This is a genomic window from Arthrobacter sp. V1I9, assembly GCF_030817075.1.
GTDB lineage: Bacteria > Actinomycetota > Actinomycetes > Actinomycetales > Micrococcaceae > Arthrobacter.
The window spans coordinates 1,181,918-1,195,510 of the sequence record NZ_JAUSYU010000001.1 but is presented as its reverse complement, the minus strand read 5'-3'; the positions used below and the strand labels follow the sequence as shown (position 1 = coordinate 1,195,510).

Annotated in this window: 14 protein-coding genes and 1 riboswitch; of the genes, 8 read left to right on the top strand and 6 right to left on the bottom strand. The window is 66.3% G+C overall.

Translation table 11 applies throughout. From position 1 onward, the window contains the following. Positions 1–162 precede the first annotated feature (162 nt). A complete protein-coding gene (gene moeB / locus QFZ70_RS05695) occupies positions 163–1,362 on the bottom strand; it encodes a molybdopterin-synthase adenylyltransferase MoeB (protein WP_307094472.1) in 1,200 nt (399 codons plus the stop codon). 91 nt (positions 1,363–1,453) lie between these two features. Between moeB and QFZ70_RS05690 the strand changes: the two genes are divergently transcribed. From QFZ70_RS05690 to QFZ70_RS05680, 3 genes are read left to right on the top strand one after another with little or no spacing between them, the layout of a single operon-like run. Next, on the top strand, positions 1,454–2,113 hold the full coding sequence (locus QFZ70_RS05690) for a TetR/AcrR family transcriptional regulator (RefSeq protein ID WP_307094471.1): 660 nt from the start codon (positions 1,454–1,456) through the stop codon (positions 2,111–2,113). Between the two features lie 51 nt (positions 2,114–2,164). Then, a complete protein-coding gene (locus QFZ70_RS05685; protein ID WP_104042400.1) occupies positions 2,165–2,389 on the top strand; it encodes a DUF3107 domain-containing protein in 225 nt (74 codons plus the stop codon). 40 nt (positions 2,390–2,429) lie between these two features. Continuing rightward, positions 2,430–2,732, top strand: a complete 303-nt coding sequence (locus QFZ70_RS05680) for a hypothetical protein (RefSeq protein ID WP_307094470.1) — start codon at positions 2,430–2,432, stop codon at positions 2,730–2,732. A gap of 73 nt (positions 2,733–2,805) precedes the next feature. Here QFZ70_RS05680 and QFZ70_RS05675 read toward each other — a convergent pair whose 3' ends face one another. From QFZ70_RS05675 to QFZ70_RS05660, 4 genes are all read right to left on the bottom strand, one after another. After that, on the bottom strand, positions 2,806–3,144 hold the full coding sequence (locus QFZ70_RS05675) for a 4a-hydroxytetrahydrobiopterin dehydratase (protein WP_307094469.1): 339 nt from the start codon (positions 3,142–3,144) through the stop codon (positions 2,806–2,808). Positions 3,145–3,190: 46 nt separating this feature from the next. Further along, positions 3,191–4,000, bottom strand: a complete 810-nt coding sequence (locus QFZ70_RS05670; protein ID WP_307094468.1) for a thiazole synthase — start codon at positions 3,998–4,000, stop codon at positions 3,191–3,193. Between the two features lie 4 nt (positions 4,001–4,004). Further along, complete coding sequence (gene thiS, locus QFZ70_RS05665; RefSeq protein WP_307094467.1) at positions 4,005–4,241, bottom strand: sulfur carrier protein ThiS; 237 nt, start codon at positions 4,239–4,241, stop codon at positions 4,005–4,007. After that, positions 4,238–5,590, bottom strand: coding sequence for an FAD-dependent oxidoreductase (locus QFZ70_RS05660; RefSeq protein ID WP_307094466.1), 1,353 nt, complete (start codon positions 5,588–5,590; stop codon positions 4,238–4,240). The genes thiS and QFZ70_RS05660 overlap by 4 nt, the downstream gene beginning before the upstream one ends. Further along, a riboswitch (TPP riboswitch) is annotated at positions 5,583–5,701 on the bottom strand. It overlaps the preceding gene by 8 nt. 27 nt (positions 5,702–5,728) lie before the next feature. On the opposite strand from QFZ70_RS05660, the gene thiE reads away from it, so the two are divergent. The 4 genes from thiE (at position 5,729) to QFZ70_RS05640 (ending at position 10,978) form a co-directional block, all read left to right on the top strand. Continuing rightward, a complete protein-coding gene (gene thiE, locus QFZ70_RS05655; protein WP_307094465.1) occupies positions 5,729–6,463 on the top strand; it encodes a thiamine phosphate synthase in 735 nt (244 codons plus the stop codon). Positions 6,464–6,578: 115 nt separating this feature from the next. Beyond that, complete coding sequence (locus QFZ70_RS05650) at positions 6,579–8,081, top strand: RNB domain-containing ribonuclease (RefSeq protein WP_307094464.1); 1,503 nt, start codon at positions 6,579–6,581, stop codon at positions 8,079–8,081. Between the two features lie 300 nt (positions 8,082–8,381). Further along, positions 8,382–10,097, top strand: a complete 1,716-nt coding sequence (locus QFZ70_RS05645; protein ID WP_307094463.1) for a DEAD/DEAH box helicase — start codon at positions 8,382–8,384, stop codon at positions 10,095–10,097. Between the two features lie 8 nt (positions 10,098–10,105). Then, positions 10,106–10,978, top strand: coding sequence for a site-specific DNA-methyltransferase (locus tag QFZ70_RS05640; RefSeq protein WP_307094462.1), 873 nt, complete (start codon positions 10,106–10,108; stop codon positions 10,976–10,978). A 63-nt stretch (positions 10,979–11,041) separates the two neighbouring features. Here the strand turns inward: QFZ70_RS05640 and QFZ70_RS05635 are convergent, their stop codons facing one another. Further along, entirely contained in the window at positions 11,042–11,890 is an 849-nt protein-coding gene (locus QFZ70_RS05635) for a PHP domain-containing protein (protein WP_307094461.1), read from the bottom strand. An 80-nt stretch (positions 11,891–11,970) separates the two neighbouring features. Here QFZ70_RS05635 and QFZ70_RS05630 point away from each other — a divergent pair, with 80 nt between their 5' ends. Beyond that, complete coding sequence (locus tag QFZ70_RS05630; RefSeq protein WP_307094460.1) at positions 11,971–13,551, top strand: aminopeptidase P family protein; 1,581 nt, start codon at positions 11,971–11,973, stop codon at positions 13,549–13,551. Positions 13,552–13,593: the final 42 nt, after the last annotated feature.

The following is a 13,593-nucleotide window of genomic DNA, read 5'->3' as shown; positions in this document are numbered from 1 at the left end:
GGCGCCTTTCCAATCAACGCCCGCTCACTTACAGCCCGTTTTCAGGCGACGCGCGCTCACTTACAGCCCGTTTTCAGGCAACGCGCGCTCACTTTCTTCAAGCAAGTGAGCGCGCGTCCTGCAAAGGGGTGCCATAAGTGAGCGGGCGTCGTCGCGCGGGGTTCAGTAGACGGGCTTGTGGGGCTCCACCTCGCGCACCCAGGCGAGGATGCCGCCGTCGAGATGGCTGACCCGCTGATAACCGGCCTTCTGCGCCGCGGCCAGCACGTTTGCGGATCTGGTCCCGGCCTTGCAGAGGAACACGATGTCCCGGTCCTGCGGGAGCTCCTGCCACGCCTCGCCCGCAAGGATTCGTCCCTGCGGAATGAGCACGGCGCCGTCGATCCGAACGATGTCGTATTCGCCGGACTCCCGCACATCCACCAGTTCAAAGTCCTTCAGGCCGGCATTGCGCGATGCGAGCATGGTCGCCAACTGGGTGGCGGTGACGGTGTGTTCCGTGTCCGCCTGCGCCGCTGGCGTGATGCCGCAGAACGCTTCATAATCCGTCAGCTCCGTGATGGGTTCAGCTGCCGGATCCTTCGAGACACGGATTTCGCGCCAGCTGCCGCCGAGGGCGTCGAACAGGGCCACCCGCCCCAGCAGGGAACGTCCGACGCCGGTGATCAGCTTCACTGCCTCGGTGACCATCAGCGATCCCACGGCAGCGCAGAGCATGCCAAAGACGCCGCCCTCACCGCACGAAGGGACGGAGCCCGCGGGCGGCGCCTCAGGGTAGAGGTCGCGGTAGGTGGGCCCGTGCTTTTCCCAGAAGACGCTCACCTGCCCGTCGAAACGGAAGATGGAGCCCCAGACGTACGGCTTGCCCAGGATGGCGGCGGCGTCGTTGACCAGGTAGCGGGTGGCGAAGTTGTCCGCCCCGTCCAGGATCAGGTCGTAGCCGGCGAACAGCTCCAGGGCGTTGGAGGCATCCAGGCGGACGTTGTGCAGCCGGACGTCCACCAGCGGGTTTAGGGCGGCGATGGCGTCCCGCGCCGATTCGATCTTGGGCCGCCCGACGTCGGCCACGCCGTGGATGACCTGGCGCTGCAGGTTGGTGAGGTCAACGGCGTCGTCGTCGATGATTCCGAGCGTTCCCACCCCTGCAGCCGCAAGGTAGAGCAGCGCCGGTGATCCGAGCCCGCCGGCGCCGATCACCAGTACTTTTGCGTTCTTGAGCCGCCGCTGCCCCAGCGCCCCGATCTCGGGAATGATGAGGTGCCGCGAATAGCGTTCCACCTCGTCAGGAGTGAGCTCACCTGCCGGTTCAACCAGCGGATCCAGTGAAACAGTCGAAACATTTGCGGTGAATGTCGAAGCCATACTTCAATGTATGCCCCGGGATACCGCCGGGTCATATTACCCCGAAGTAGAGTGGGGGTAACTGCAAGGGAAAGAAGGACAACTGTGGTCCATGAAGCACGGGCTGACGGCCCGTCCGCAGCCGAACCGCAAACCGCTCCGCGCCCCGGCCGGGCAACGGTCCGCCCGGCTTCCCCGGGACGAGCGACGCGCGCAACTCCTTTCCGCGGCACAGGAAGTCTTCGTGGCCAACGGCTATCACGGCGCAGCCATGGACGAAATCGCCGAGACGGCGCACGTCAGCAAACCGGTCCTGTACCAGCACTTCCCCTCGAAGCGGGAACTGTACCTTGCCCTGCTCGAAAGCCATCTGGCATCCCTCACTGACCTGATGCTGGGAGCCCTGAACTCCACCACGGACAATGATGAACGTGTGCAGGCCGTAATGCGGGCTTATTTCCAGTTCATCGCCAACGATGACCAGGCCCACCGGCTCGTATTCGAATCCGACCTCATCAACGATCCCGATGTAAGCGCACGGCTGGAGACCTTTAACCGGACGTTTGCCGATGCCATTGCACGCGTTATAGCCGAGGACACCAAGCTTCCCCACCTGGAGGCAGAGCTGCTGGGCCGCGGGCTTGCCGGGATGGCGCAGGTCAGTGCCCGGTACTGGCTCGAAACCGACGGGAACCTGGACCTCAATGTGGCCAGTGACCTCATCTACCGTTTAGCTTGGCGCGGAATCTCTCGCTTCCCCAAAGAGTCCTAGACTACAAATAAGACATAACCCGAGAAACGTGAACCGGCTGGGAGGCCCCCTGTGGAAATTAAGATCGGCGTGCAGAACGTTGGCCGCGAAATTGTCCTGGAGTCAAATGATGATGCAGACTCAGTGGCCAAGGTCGTGCAGGAAGCCATCAGCAACGGCGGCGAACTGCGCCTGAAGGATGACAAAGGACGCCTGATCATTGTTCCCGGCAAGGCACTGGCGTATGTGGAAATCGGCGCCGAAGAGGTCCGTCGCGTAGGTTTCGGCCAGTTCTAGCCTCAGGCACCGCTGAAGGGCGGTTATTCCAAGGAGAGCCATGCTTTCGCTGACCATCGTGGTGCTGGTAACGGCGGCCGCAGGTTTTATCGTCTGGGCCAACGACAAGCGGCACACAAAATACGGAGTCGTCCTTCCCGCGGCCGTTAGCGTGGTTGTCGGAGCCGTCAGCTGGATCATCCTGATGGCTGCGGGCTTTGGCTACCGGCCGGGGATGACGTGGCTGCCGTGGGTCCTGCCCATGGTTCTGGGAGCGGCCGCGGCGGTTGCCGTGGTCCTCTACTTGGGCCGCACAAGGGCCAGGCATGACCTGCAACGGCTGACTGAGGCCCTGAAGCTCTAACCGAAGCGCAAGTACTGAATCGCAAGCCAAGCAACGACTGTGACCACTGCCCTTGGGCGGTGGTCACCGTCAGTTAAGAGCTGGCGGGGTGCCGCTCCGGCTCAGCAACTGCCTGCAGCGCGGCTGCAGCTTCACGCACTGCTTCGGCCGCGCCCACGTCGCGGGCTGTGACCTCTCCCCCGGCGTCGTGGGAGGTGTAGCGGAGGAACACCCGGTTGTACCGCCAGTCCAGGTCAGGGTGGTGGTTTTGTTCCTCGGCAAGGCGCCCGACGGCGGCAATCAGCTCAAGTGCGGCAGCCGCCGTCGGCAGCTTGTACACGGTCACCAGTCCACCCTCGCGGTACCGCCAGTCCGGCAGGACAGCCAAGGCGTCCTCGAGCCGCTCGGGAGAAAGAACGTCCTTGCCGGCCATAGCTGCTCCTCGCCTGATGGTAGGCGTCCGCGGCACCGGGAGCGGGCTACAGGAACTCGGCCCGGCCCTCCATGGCCGACGACGCCAGTGCATGTTCGCGACGCGGGATCCTTCCGGCCGCTTTCGCCAGCCTACCGGCGATCACCGCGTGTTTGAAGGCCTCCCCCATCAGCGCAGGATTTTGGGCGCGGGTCACAGCGGTGGCCAGCAGCACGGCGTCGCACCCCAGCTCCATGGCCAGGGCCGCGTCCGAGGCAGTACCGATGCCGGCGTCCAGAACCACCGGCACCGCGGCGCGGGACACGATCAGCTCGATGTTGTGCGGGTTCAGGATGCCCAGTCCGGTGCCGATCGGCGCCCCGAGCGGCATCACCGCGGTGGCCCCGAGGTTCTCAAGCCGCAGCGCGAGGACGGGATCGTCGTTGGTGTAAGCAAAGACCTTGAAGCCCCTGTTGACCAGTTGTTCCGTAGCGTCCAGCAGCTCGACGGCGTCCGGCAGCAAAGTCTGTTCATCGGCGATGACTTCCAGCTTCACCCAGTCGGTTTCCAGTGCCTCACGGGCCAGTTCGGCGGTCAGCACGGCGTCCCGCGCCGTAAAGCAGCCTGCCGTGTTGGGCAGCACGCGGATGCCGTGGTCCACGAGCAGCTGGAAGAGTGAGCCCGTCTCCGCGGCCGAATACCGCCGCATGGCCACCGTGGTCAGTCCCGTGCCCGAGGCCAGCAGGGCTGCTCCCAGTCCGTCCAGGCTTGGCGCGCCGCCGGTGCCCATGATGAGCCGGGAGGTCAGTGCGACGCCGTCAATCACCAACGGGTCGTCGTGGCCCGCAAGGCTTGTGGTGGTGATGGTTTCGGTCATGGTGTCAGCCTCCCTGCACTGCCGTGACGAGCTCAACGTCGTCGCCGTCCGCGAGCGCAGTGGCAAACCACTGGCTGCGGGGCACGACCTGCGAATTGTGGGCCACGGCCACGCCAAGTTTCCGGCCGTCGGTAGCCTGGCCGCTGGCAGCGAGGGGGCGCCCGGTGACCTCGCTGACGAGCACGGTGATGGAGGCACCCTCGGGCACAACGTGCAGGGTTCCGTTCAAGGTGATGTTCATGCTGTTTCCTTTATGGGCGGTGTGTTGCGAAGGCGGGCAGGAGTGCGGGCACCTGGCTTGGCGGAGAAGCGGCCCGGGTTGAAGGCAGCCCAGCGGGGGTCTTCATACCCGTCCAGGAGCTCCAGGCAGACGGCAGCAGCGGCCGGCGCCAGCAGGACTCCGTGGCGGAAGAACCCGGTGGCGATGATGAGGCCGGCAATGTGCCCGGAGTCACGGGCCTCTCCGCCGGGGACGGGAACCCGCCCCAGCAGCGGTGCGTTGTCCGGAGTTCCGGGGCGTGCCCGGGCCGTGGATTCCAGCAGCTCGAGTTCGGCGACGGCGGGAACCAGCACCTGCGCGTCGCGAAGGAGCTGGTACACGCCCCCCGCGGAGACGGCATCGGCGGCCGACGGCGTATCCTCACGCTGGGTTGCCCCGATCACCACCGTGCCGTCCCGGCGGGGCACGATGTAGACCGGAACGCCGTGCACCAGCCCGCGGACGGTGGACGTCACCAGCGGCTGCAAATGGCCGGGAACTGCGAGGCGCAGGATGTCCCCGTGGACTGGCCGGAGCGGCAGGTGCAAGTCTTTGGGTAGTGCTTCCAGGGCTGCCGCATGCAGCCCGTTCGCCACGACCGTTTCGGCGGCCAGCACCGTTCCGCCGCCTGCGAGGCGTACGCCGGCAACGGCTCCGTCGTGCCACAACAGACCGGCAGCGCGGGCCAGGACCGCGTGATCGTCGACGGCGCCCGCTGCTGAAGTGCCGGGCCCCGCGGCTCCGTTCCTGTTCCCGACCCCGTCCCCCGCACCGTCGCCGGTCAAGGCAGCCTGCAGGCAGGCCACCAGCAGCCGCGGATCCACCTGGTGGTCTGCGGGGGTGTCCAGCGCGCAGGCAATCCCGGGACTGAGAAGTGGCTCGCGCTGCCGGGCAGTCCGGATGGTCAGCGGTTCAACGGAAAGGCCGTTTGCCTGCTGGACTGCGCGCAGGTCCATCAGCGCACGGCGGTCGGCGGCGTCGGCACCCACGGCGAGGGTCGGCGTCGTGATGTATCCCGGATCTGCCCCGGATGCCGCGGCGAGTCGGGCGGCGAAAGCCGGCCAGCGGGCCGAGGCGTCCAGCATGAGTTCCAGGAGGTCCTCCTCCTGGTAGTGCAGTTCGCTGACCGGAGCGAGCATTCCGGCGGCAGCCCAGCTGGCCCCGGAGCCCGGTGCGTCGTCAATGACCACCACTGCGCGGCCGGAGCGCTTCGCCTCCCAGGCGATGCTGTGGCCGATGACTCCGCCGCCGATGACTGCCACATCGGCCTGGATAATGCCGTCCGTGCGCCCGGGCGTGCTGTCTACAGGGCAGTTGGATGGTACGCGCATGTGTCTCCTTCCCTACGCCGGCATTAACCGGATCAGGTCAAGCGGTCGGCTCTGACGCCCTCTCAGCCCGGCGCTTTGTGACAGCTGCCGCGGGCTCCCGCAGTACGAGGCAAGTGTAGAGGAACTAGTCTTTTCCCCATGAATGTGACCCATACCCCCGCCGCCGGCACCGATGTCCTCAGCAATGCCAAGGTCAGCAACGGCCTCCACGCCGCCCGCCTCTACCTCTGCACGGATTCCCGCACGGACCGCGGCGACTTTGACCAGTTCGTCGATGCAGCATTTGCCGGCGGGGTGGACATCATCCAGCTTCGGGACAAGTCCATTGAGGCAGCGGAGGAGCTGGAGCTCCTGGCAGTCCTCAAGGAGGCGGCAGAACGACACGGCCGGCTGTGGGCGGTCAACGACAGGGCGGACATCGCTATTCTGTCCGGCTCGCCGGTATTCCACATCGGCCAAAAAGACCTGCCGCTGGGCGCCGCGCGAACCTTGCTCAACGGCAACGCGGCCATCGGCCTGTCCAGCCACAGCCCGGCGCAGGTGGACGCCGCCCTCGCTGCGGCCGCAGCCCCCGCGGGGCTGGACTACTTCTGCGTCGGCCCGGTCTGGGCAACCCCCACCAAGCCCGGGCGGGCCGCCGTCGGGCTCGAGCTGGTGCGGTATGCCGCCGAAGCTGCGCGTTCAGGGCAGGATGGGCAGCCCGACGGCGGTGTTCCCTGGTTTGCGATCGGCGGCATCGACCAAAGCAACGTGGAGCAGGTGGTGGAAGCGGGCGCCCGCCGGATTGTGGTGGTCCGCGCCATTACGGAGGCCAGCGATCCGGCAGCCGCCGCAGCGTCGCTGCTCGCCGCCCTAAATGTCCCCAACTCCTGACACCCGCTGCCTGCCACCTACCACCTCCGAAGGCGCGGTACCGCGGTAGGGCAAGCAACGGCACTCCGGGCCCGGTGCCTGCACTATGGCGTGAATTCGGGCTAGGCTGATTTTCGTGTCATACCATCGGCTGGGTCCCAACGTCCACGAGCACACCAACGCGCTCGAGGAAGCTCTGGGCGCCCTGCGGACCGAGCTCGAGCTGCCGGGCTCCTACCCTGAGGACGCGGTGGCTGACGCGAAAGCGGCAGTTGAGTCCCTGCAGCTCCCTGACGAGGACCTCACCGGCGTCGACTTCATCACCATCGATCCGGCGTCGTCCACGGACCTGGACCAGGCGCTGTTTATTGAAGCCGACGGCGATGGCTACCACGTGCTGTACGCGATTGCGGATGTCCCCGCCTTTGTGAACCCCGGCGGGCCCCTGGACGCAGAAACGCGACGCCGGGGCCAGACCTTCTACGCCCCCGACGGGCGGATCCCGCTGCATCCGGAAGTGATCAGCGAACAGGCCGGCAGCCTCCTCCCCGGCCAGGACTGTTCTGCCTTCGTCTGGGACTTCCGCCTGGACAGCGCCGCCGAGGTGAACTCGGTGACCGTGAAACGGGCCAGGATGCGCAGCCGCGCGAAGCTCAGCTATAAAGGGGTGCAGGCCGAACTCGATGCCGGCTCCGCCTCGCCGGTACTGCAGCTCCTCAAAGAGGTGGGGCTCAAGCGCGTGGAGCTGGAACGGGCCCGGGGCGGCGCGAGCCTGAACATGCCGGAACAGGAGATTGTCCAGCTTCCCGACGGCGGCTACCGGATTGCCGCCGCTCCCCAGCTTCCGGTGGAGGACTGGAACGCCCAGATATCCCTCATGACAGGGATGGCGGCGGCTCAGCTCATGCTGGCTGGGAAGGTGGGCATCCTGCGCACCATGCCGGCCCCGGATGAGCGCTCCCTGAACCACTTTCGGCTGCAGACCGAGGTTCTTGGCAAGCCCTGGGATGGCGAAGTCAGTTACGGCGAATACCTGCGCAGCCTGGACCCCACCGAACCCCGCCAGCTGGCCATTATGCACTCAGCCGGCATGCTGTTCCGGGGCGCCGCCTACACCGCCTTTGACGGCTCCCTGCCGGAGGACGCTGACCAGTCGGCCATCGGTGCCGCCTACGCCCACACCACCGCGCCGCTGCGCCGCCTGGTGGACCGCTTTGTGCTGGTGATCTGCGAGGCTTTGAGCAACGGCGGTCATGTGCCGGGGTGGGCGCGGGATGCCCTTCCAACCTTGCCCGAGATTATGGCCGGATCCGACCAGCTCGCGTCACGGATGGAGCGCATGGCTTTGGATACCGTGGAGGCGGCCCTGCTGGTCAACCATATTGGGCAGGAATTCGAGGCGATCGTGATCTCCGGGTCCAAACCGCAAAAAGAGAACGGTAAAAACGGGAACGGCAACGGCAGGAACGGGAACGGGAAGAACGGCAACGGCAACGGCGGTTCGGGCATTATCCAGATCGCGGACCCCGCCGTGACCGCCCGTTGCGCCGGGGAACTGGAGTCCGGAACCAAGGTCCGGGTGCGCCTGGTCTCCTCGGATATCGCAACGAGGGAAGTCCACTTCGAGCTCGTGGAGTAGCGGCGCAACAAGCTGTGCCATGTGCCCACCGGGCCGCAAAGCCGGGAATTGGGCTGTCTGCCGCTAGACTGAAGAAGTAGAAATGGATGCCCGGTCGTTGATTTCCTTGATTTGAAACCAACAAGCCCGCCCCTACGCGATCTTGAGATACACCCGCTGGTCACCAGTGCCAGCATTTAGATAGCCCGCGATCGGCTTCCACTGGAATTGCGTGTGCGCCCGAGCGTGCTCCGGAACAGCCTTGCGGCCGGCCCGTTGAGCAGGCAGCGCCATTGCCCAAATGAATAAGGAAACTCCACCGTGAGTGAATTGCATACCCACCAGCTCCTGACCGACGAGTCCGGCACCGAAGTCCTCGAGCCCGAAGAAACCATCATCTCGGACGAGAAGCCGCACGAAATCGAGGAGAAATCCTTCGCGGACTACAACGTCCGGGCCGACATCGTGGAATCCCTGGCCGACGCCGGGATCACGCACCCCTTCCCCATCCAGGCCATGACTTTGCCGGTTGCCCTGTCCGGCCACGACATCATTGGCCAGGCCAAGACCGGCACCGGCAAGACCCTTGGCTTCGGCATCCCCGCCCTCCAGCGGGTAGTAGGCCAGGACGACCCCGGCTACGAGAAGCTGGCCGTCCCCGGCGCCCCGCAGGCCCTGGTCATCGTGCCCACCCGCGAACTCGCCGTCCAGGTGGCCAATGACCTGCAGACGGCATCCCGCAAACGGAACGCCCGCATCGCCACCATTTACGGCGGCCGTGCCTACGAGCCCCAGGTGGAGGCACTGACGAAGGGCGTGGAGGTCGTGGTGGGAACACCCGGCCGCCTCATCGACCTCTACAAGCAGAAGCACCTGAGCCTCAAGAACGTCAAAATGGTCATCCTGGACGAGGCCGACGAAATGCTCGACCTCGGCTTCCTGCCCGACGTCGAAACCCTCATCGCCGGCACACCCGCCGTCCGCCAGACCCTGCTGTTCTCTGCCACCATGCCCGGCCCGGTCATCGCCATGGCCCGCCGCTACATGACGCAGCCCACGCACATCCGCGCCGCAGATCCTGACGACGAGGGCCTCACCAAGCGCGACATCCGCCAACTCATCTACCGTGCGCACAGCATGGACAAGATTGAAGTTGTGGCCCGCATCCTCCAGGCGCGCGGCCGCGGCCGCACCATCATCTTCACCAAAACCAAGCGCACCGCCGCCAAGGTGGCGGAGGAGCTCGTGGACCGCGGCTTCGCCGCCGCCGCCATCCACGGTGACCTTGGCCAGGGCGCCCGCGAACAGGCCCTCCGCGCATTCCGCAACAACAAGGTGGACGTCCTGGTGGCCACCGACGTCGCCGCACGCGGCATCGACGTGGATGACGTCACCCACGTGATCAACTACCAGTGCGTGGAGGACGAGAAGATCTACCTGCACCGCGTGGGCCGTACCGGCCGCGCCGGCAATAAGGGCACCGCGGTCACCTTCGTGGACTGGGACGACATGCCCCGCTGGGGCCTGATCAACAAGGCCCTGGGCCTGAGCGTTCCGGAGCCTGTGGAAACCTACTCCTCCTCGCCGCACCTTTTCGAGGAGCTGGACATCCCCGTAGGCACCAAGGGCCGCCTGCCCCGTGACAAGCGCACCCTTGCCGGCGTTGACGCCGAGGTCCTCGAAGACCTCGGTGAAACCGGCAAGAAGAACAGCCGCGGCGGCCGTGACAGCGCTCCCTCCCGGGAGCGCGACGGCCGGGAGCGCACCAGCCGCGGCCGAGACAGCAGGGGCGGAAACCGCGACGGCGGCCGCACCGGCGGTGACTCCGCCGGCCGCGCCGGCGAGCGCCGTCGTCGTACTTCCGAAACAGCTGCAGCCCCCGCTGCTGCCGGCGACGCACCCGCCGCAACCTCCACCGCAACCGAGGGCGAGCAGCCTTCGCGTGCCCGCCGCTCCCGCACGCGTACCCGCCGCCGCAACGGCGAGGTAGTAGCCGGCAGCGACACAGCAGTACAGCCGGGCAGCACCGAGGCCTAATACCCTTTATGACTGACACCGTCTGGGCGCCGGACGGCAGCAGCCTGGTGGTTCACGCAGACAATGCGGAGTTCCTCCCGTCGCTGCCGGACGGCGCCTTCACACTGATATACGTGGATCCGCCGTTCAACACCGGCCGGCCCCAGCAGCGCCAGCAAACCACCATGGTGGCCAACGCCGGCGGCACCGGCGACCGTGTGGGTTTCAAGGGACGCTCCTACGACACCATCAAGGGCGCGCTGCACCGCTACGACGACGCCTTCAGCGACTACTGGTCCTTCCTGGAACCACGGCTCGTGGAGGCCTGGCGCCTGCTGGCCGAGGACGGCACGCTGTACCTGCACCTCGACTACCGCGAGGTCCACTATGCCAAGGTGATGCTGGACGCCATCTTCGGGCGGGAATGCTTCCTGAACGAGATCATCTGGGCCTACGACTACGGTGCCCGCGCGAAGAACCGCTGGCCCACGAAGCACGACAACATCCTCGTGTACGTGAAGAACCCGGCGAAGTACCACTTCAACAGCGCCGAGGTGGACAGGGAGCCCTACATGGCGCCGGGGCTTGTCACCCCCGCCAAGCGCGAACTGGGAAAGCTGCCCACCGACGTCTGGTGGCACACCATCGTCTCCCCCACCGGCAAGGAAAAAACCGGCTACCCCACCCAGAAGCCGGAAGGCCTGGTCCGTCGGGTGGTGGCAGCGTCAAGCCGGCCCGGCGACTGGTGCCTCGACTTCTTCGCCGGTTCCGGCACGCTGGGTGCTGTCTCGGCGAAGCTGGGCCGGAAGTTCGTGTGCGTGGACCAGAACCAGCCGGCTATCGACATCATGGCCAAGCGCCTGGGTGCGCACGCCGAGTTCACCTCTTTCCCGCCCAGCTAGCTCGCAGTAGACGTCGTTGCGGCTCAAGACGACATCTAATGCCAGTCAGTGGGGAAGGCGGCCTTAGGGGCGGACGACGACGGTCCCGGTCGCCATGTCCTCGATCCGGGCCAGGACCTCTGGGTCCGTCAGGTTCTCCCCGAGCAGGTTGGGCTTGCCGGTCCCGTGGTAGTCGGACGATCCGGTGATCAGCAGGTCATGCCTGGCGGCCAGCCGGCGGAGGAACCCGCGGCCTTCCTCCGTGTTGTCACGGTGGTCGATCTCCAACCCGGCCAGCCCGGCGTCGATCATCTCCTGGTAAACCCGCTCCCCCACAATGCGGCCCCGGGACGAAGCCACCGGATGGGCAAATACGGGGACGCCTCCTGCGGCGCGGACCAGTTCGACGGCGGTGGCCGGGTCCGGCGCGTAGTGCTGGATGAAGTAGCGGGACCGGGAGGTGAGGATGGATGCAAATGCCTCGGACCGGTCCTCCACCACGCCCGCGGCCACGAGCGCGTCGGCAATATGCGGCCGGCCAAGGGTGGCACCCGGCGCCACATGATGGATGACGTCGTCCCAGGTGAGCGGATAGTCCTCCGCGAGCAGGGTGACCATCCGCTCGGCGCGGGTCTGCCGGGCATCCTTGGCCTTGGTGATCTCCTCGAGCAGCCCGGCATGCCCGGGGTCATGCAGGTAGCTCAACAGGTGGACACTGATTCCCTGCTCCGTCCGGCACGAAACCTCCATGCCGGGCACCAGCGCAACGCCGTGCTCCACCGCAGCAGCCGAGGCTTCCACCCATCCCGTGGTGGAATCGTGGTCGGTCAGCGCCACCACGTCCAGCCCGGCACGGGCTGCCGACGCCATCACGTCGGCGGGCTTTTCCGTGCCGTCGGAGACATTGGAGTGGGCATGCAGGTCAATCCTCACCTCCCCAGCCTAGTAGACCGCGGCTCCCCCGTTCATGCAGGTATTCGCACAAGGCTTCATGCTGGTGAGACGATGGTGCCGTGAACGATGCCGATAACACCCAAAATTCTGCTTCCCAGCCCTTGGAAGAGCGGGTCAACAACCGCTCCCAGCGGCCCAGTTCCGACGCCTTTAAAGCCTTTATGGCCAGCAACTGGGCGCCCTCCAGCCAGGAACTCCCGGCGCGCGACGCCGTTGCCAGCCACGCCGCAACCCGGCGCAAGGCCATCTCGGACCAGTTCAAAGGCGAACGCCTGGTCATCCCGGCCGGACCGCTGAAGGTCCGTTCCAACGACTGCGACTACCGCTTCCGCCCGCACTCGGGCTTCGCGCACCTCACCGGGCTTGGCCTTGACCACGAACCGGACGCTGTCCTGGTCCTGGAGCCCGTTGAAGAAGGAAAGGGCGACGACGGCGGCAACCACCGCGCCACGCTGTACTTCCGGCCGCTCGCCGGCCGGGATACCGAGCAGTTTTACGCCGACTCACGCTCCGGTGAGTTCTGGATCGGCGCCCGCCCTACTCTTGCCGAGTTCGAGGCCCGCCTGGGCCTGGCTACCGCACACATCGACCAGCTCGAAACAGCCATCACCAAGAACGTGGGTGCCCCTGAAATCGGCGGCATCTCCATCCGCCTGGTCCGCAAGGTGGACGAAAACATCGACGCCCTCGTGGACACCGCCCGCTACAACACCGCGAAGGACCCCGACAACCTGGACCTCGCCGTCCTCGACGCCCTGGACGAAAAGCTCAGCGAAGCCCTCTCCGAACTGCGGCTGCTCAAGGACGAGTGGGAGATCGAGCAGATGAAGCTCGCAGTCGCCGCCACCGTCGAAGGGTTCGAAGAAGTTGTCAAGGCCCTGCCCCGGGCACTGACCCATGTCCGCGGCGAACGCGTCGTGGAGGGTGCCTTCTTTGCCCGCGCCCGCGAGGTGGGCAACGAGCTGGGCTACGACACCATCGCGGCATCGGGCAACAACGCCACCGTCCTGCACTGGACCCGCAACACCGGGAAGATCAACGCGGGCGAGCTCCTGTTGCTGGACGCGGGCGTGGAAGCGGACTCGCTGTACACCGCCGATATCACGCGGACCCTGCCGGCAACCGGTATCTTCTCCGACGTCCAGCGCAAGGTGTATGAGGCTGTCCTGGACGCCGCAGACGCAGGCTTTGCCGCAGCCCAGCCCGGCACGCGGTTCCGCGACATCCACACCGCCGCGACTACCGTCCTCGCCGAGCGCCTCGAGGAGTGGGGCCTCCTGCCGGTCAGCGTCGAAGAAGCGATCAGCCCGGAGGGCCAGCAGCACCGCCGCTGGATGCCGCACGGAACCAGCCACCACCTGGGGCTCGACGTCCATGACTGCGCCCAGGCCAAGCGCGAGCTGTACCTGGACGGCATCCTCACCGAAGGCATGGTGTTCACCATCGAACCCGGCCTGTACTTCAAGGAGGAGGACCTGGCCATCCCCGCTGAATACCGAGGCATCGGGGTGCGCATCGAGGATGACATTCTGATGACGGCTGAGGGTCCGGTGAACCTCAGTGCCGCCCTGCCGCGCAAGGCGGATGACGTGGAGAACTGGATGGCCGGCATCTACCGCGAAGCCGACGACGCACACTAGGCACACGCAAAAGCGGGACCCTCGGAAATTCCGGTGGTCCCG

Bases quoted from the DNA above. Each gene is read 5' to 3' on its own strand.
- thiS (WP_307094467.1), bottom strand. From the start codon at position 4,241: ATGAACATCACCTTGAACGGAACCCTGCACGTTGTGCCCGAGGGTGCC.
- moeB (WP_307094472.1), bottom strand. From the start codon at position 1,362: ATGGCTTCGACATTCACCGCAAATGTTTCGACTGTTTCACTGGATCCG.
- QFZ70_RS05690 (WP_307094471.1), top strand. From the start codon at position 1,454: ATGAAGCACGGGCTGACGGCCCGTCCGCAGCCGAACCGCAAACCGCTC.
- QFZ70_RS05640 (WP_307094462.1), top strand. From the start codon at position 10,106: ATGACTGACACCGTCTGGGCGCCGGACGGCAGCAGCCTGGTGGTTCAC.
- thiE (WP_307094465.1), top strand. From the start codon at position 5,729: ATGAATGTGACCCATACCCCCGCCGCCGGCACCGATGTCCTCAGCAAT.
- QFZ70_RS05670 (WP_307094468.1), bottom strand. From the start codon at position 4,000: ATGACCGAAACCATCACCACCACAAGCCTTGCGGGCCACGACGACCCG.
- QFZ70_RS05675 (WP_307094469.1), bottom strand. From the start codon at position 3,144: ATGGCCGGCAAGGACGTTCTTTCTCCCGAGCGGCTCGAGGACGCCTTG.
- QFZ70_RS05680 (WP_307094470.1), top strand. From the start codon at position 2,430: ATGCTTTCGCTGACCATCGTGGTGCTGGTAACGGCGGCCGCAGGTTTT.
- QFZ70_RS05660 (WP_307094466.1), bottom strand. From the start codon at position 5,590: ATGCGCGTACCATCCAACTGCCCTGTAGACAGCACGCCCGGGCGCACG.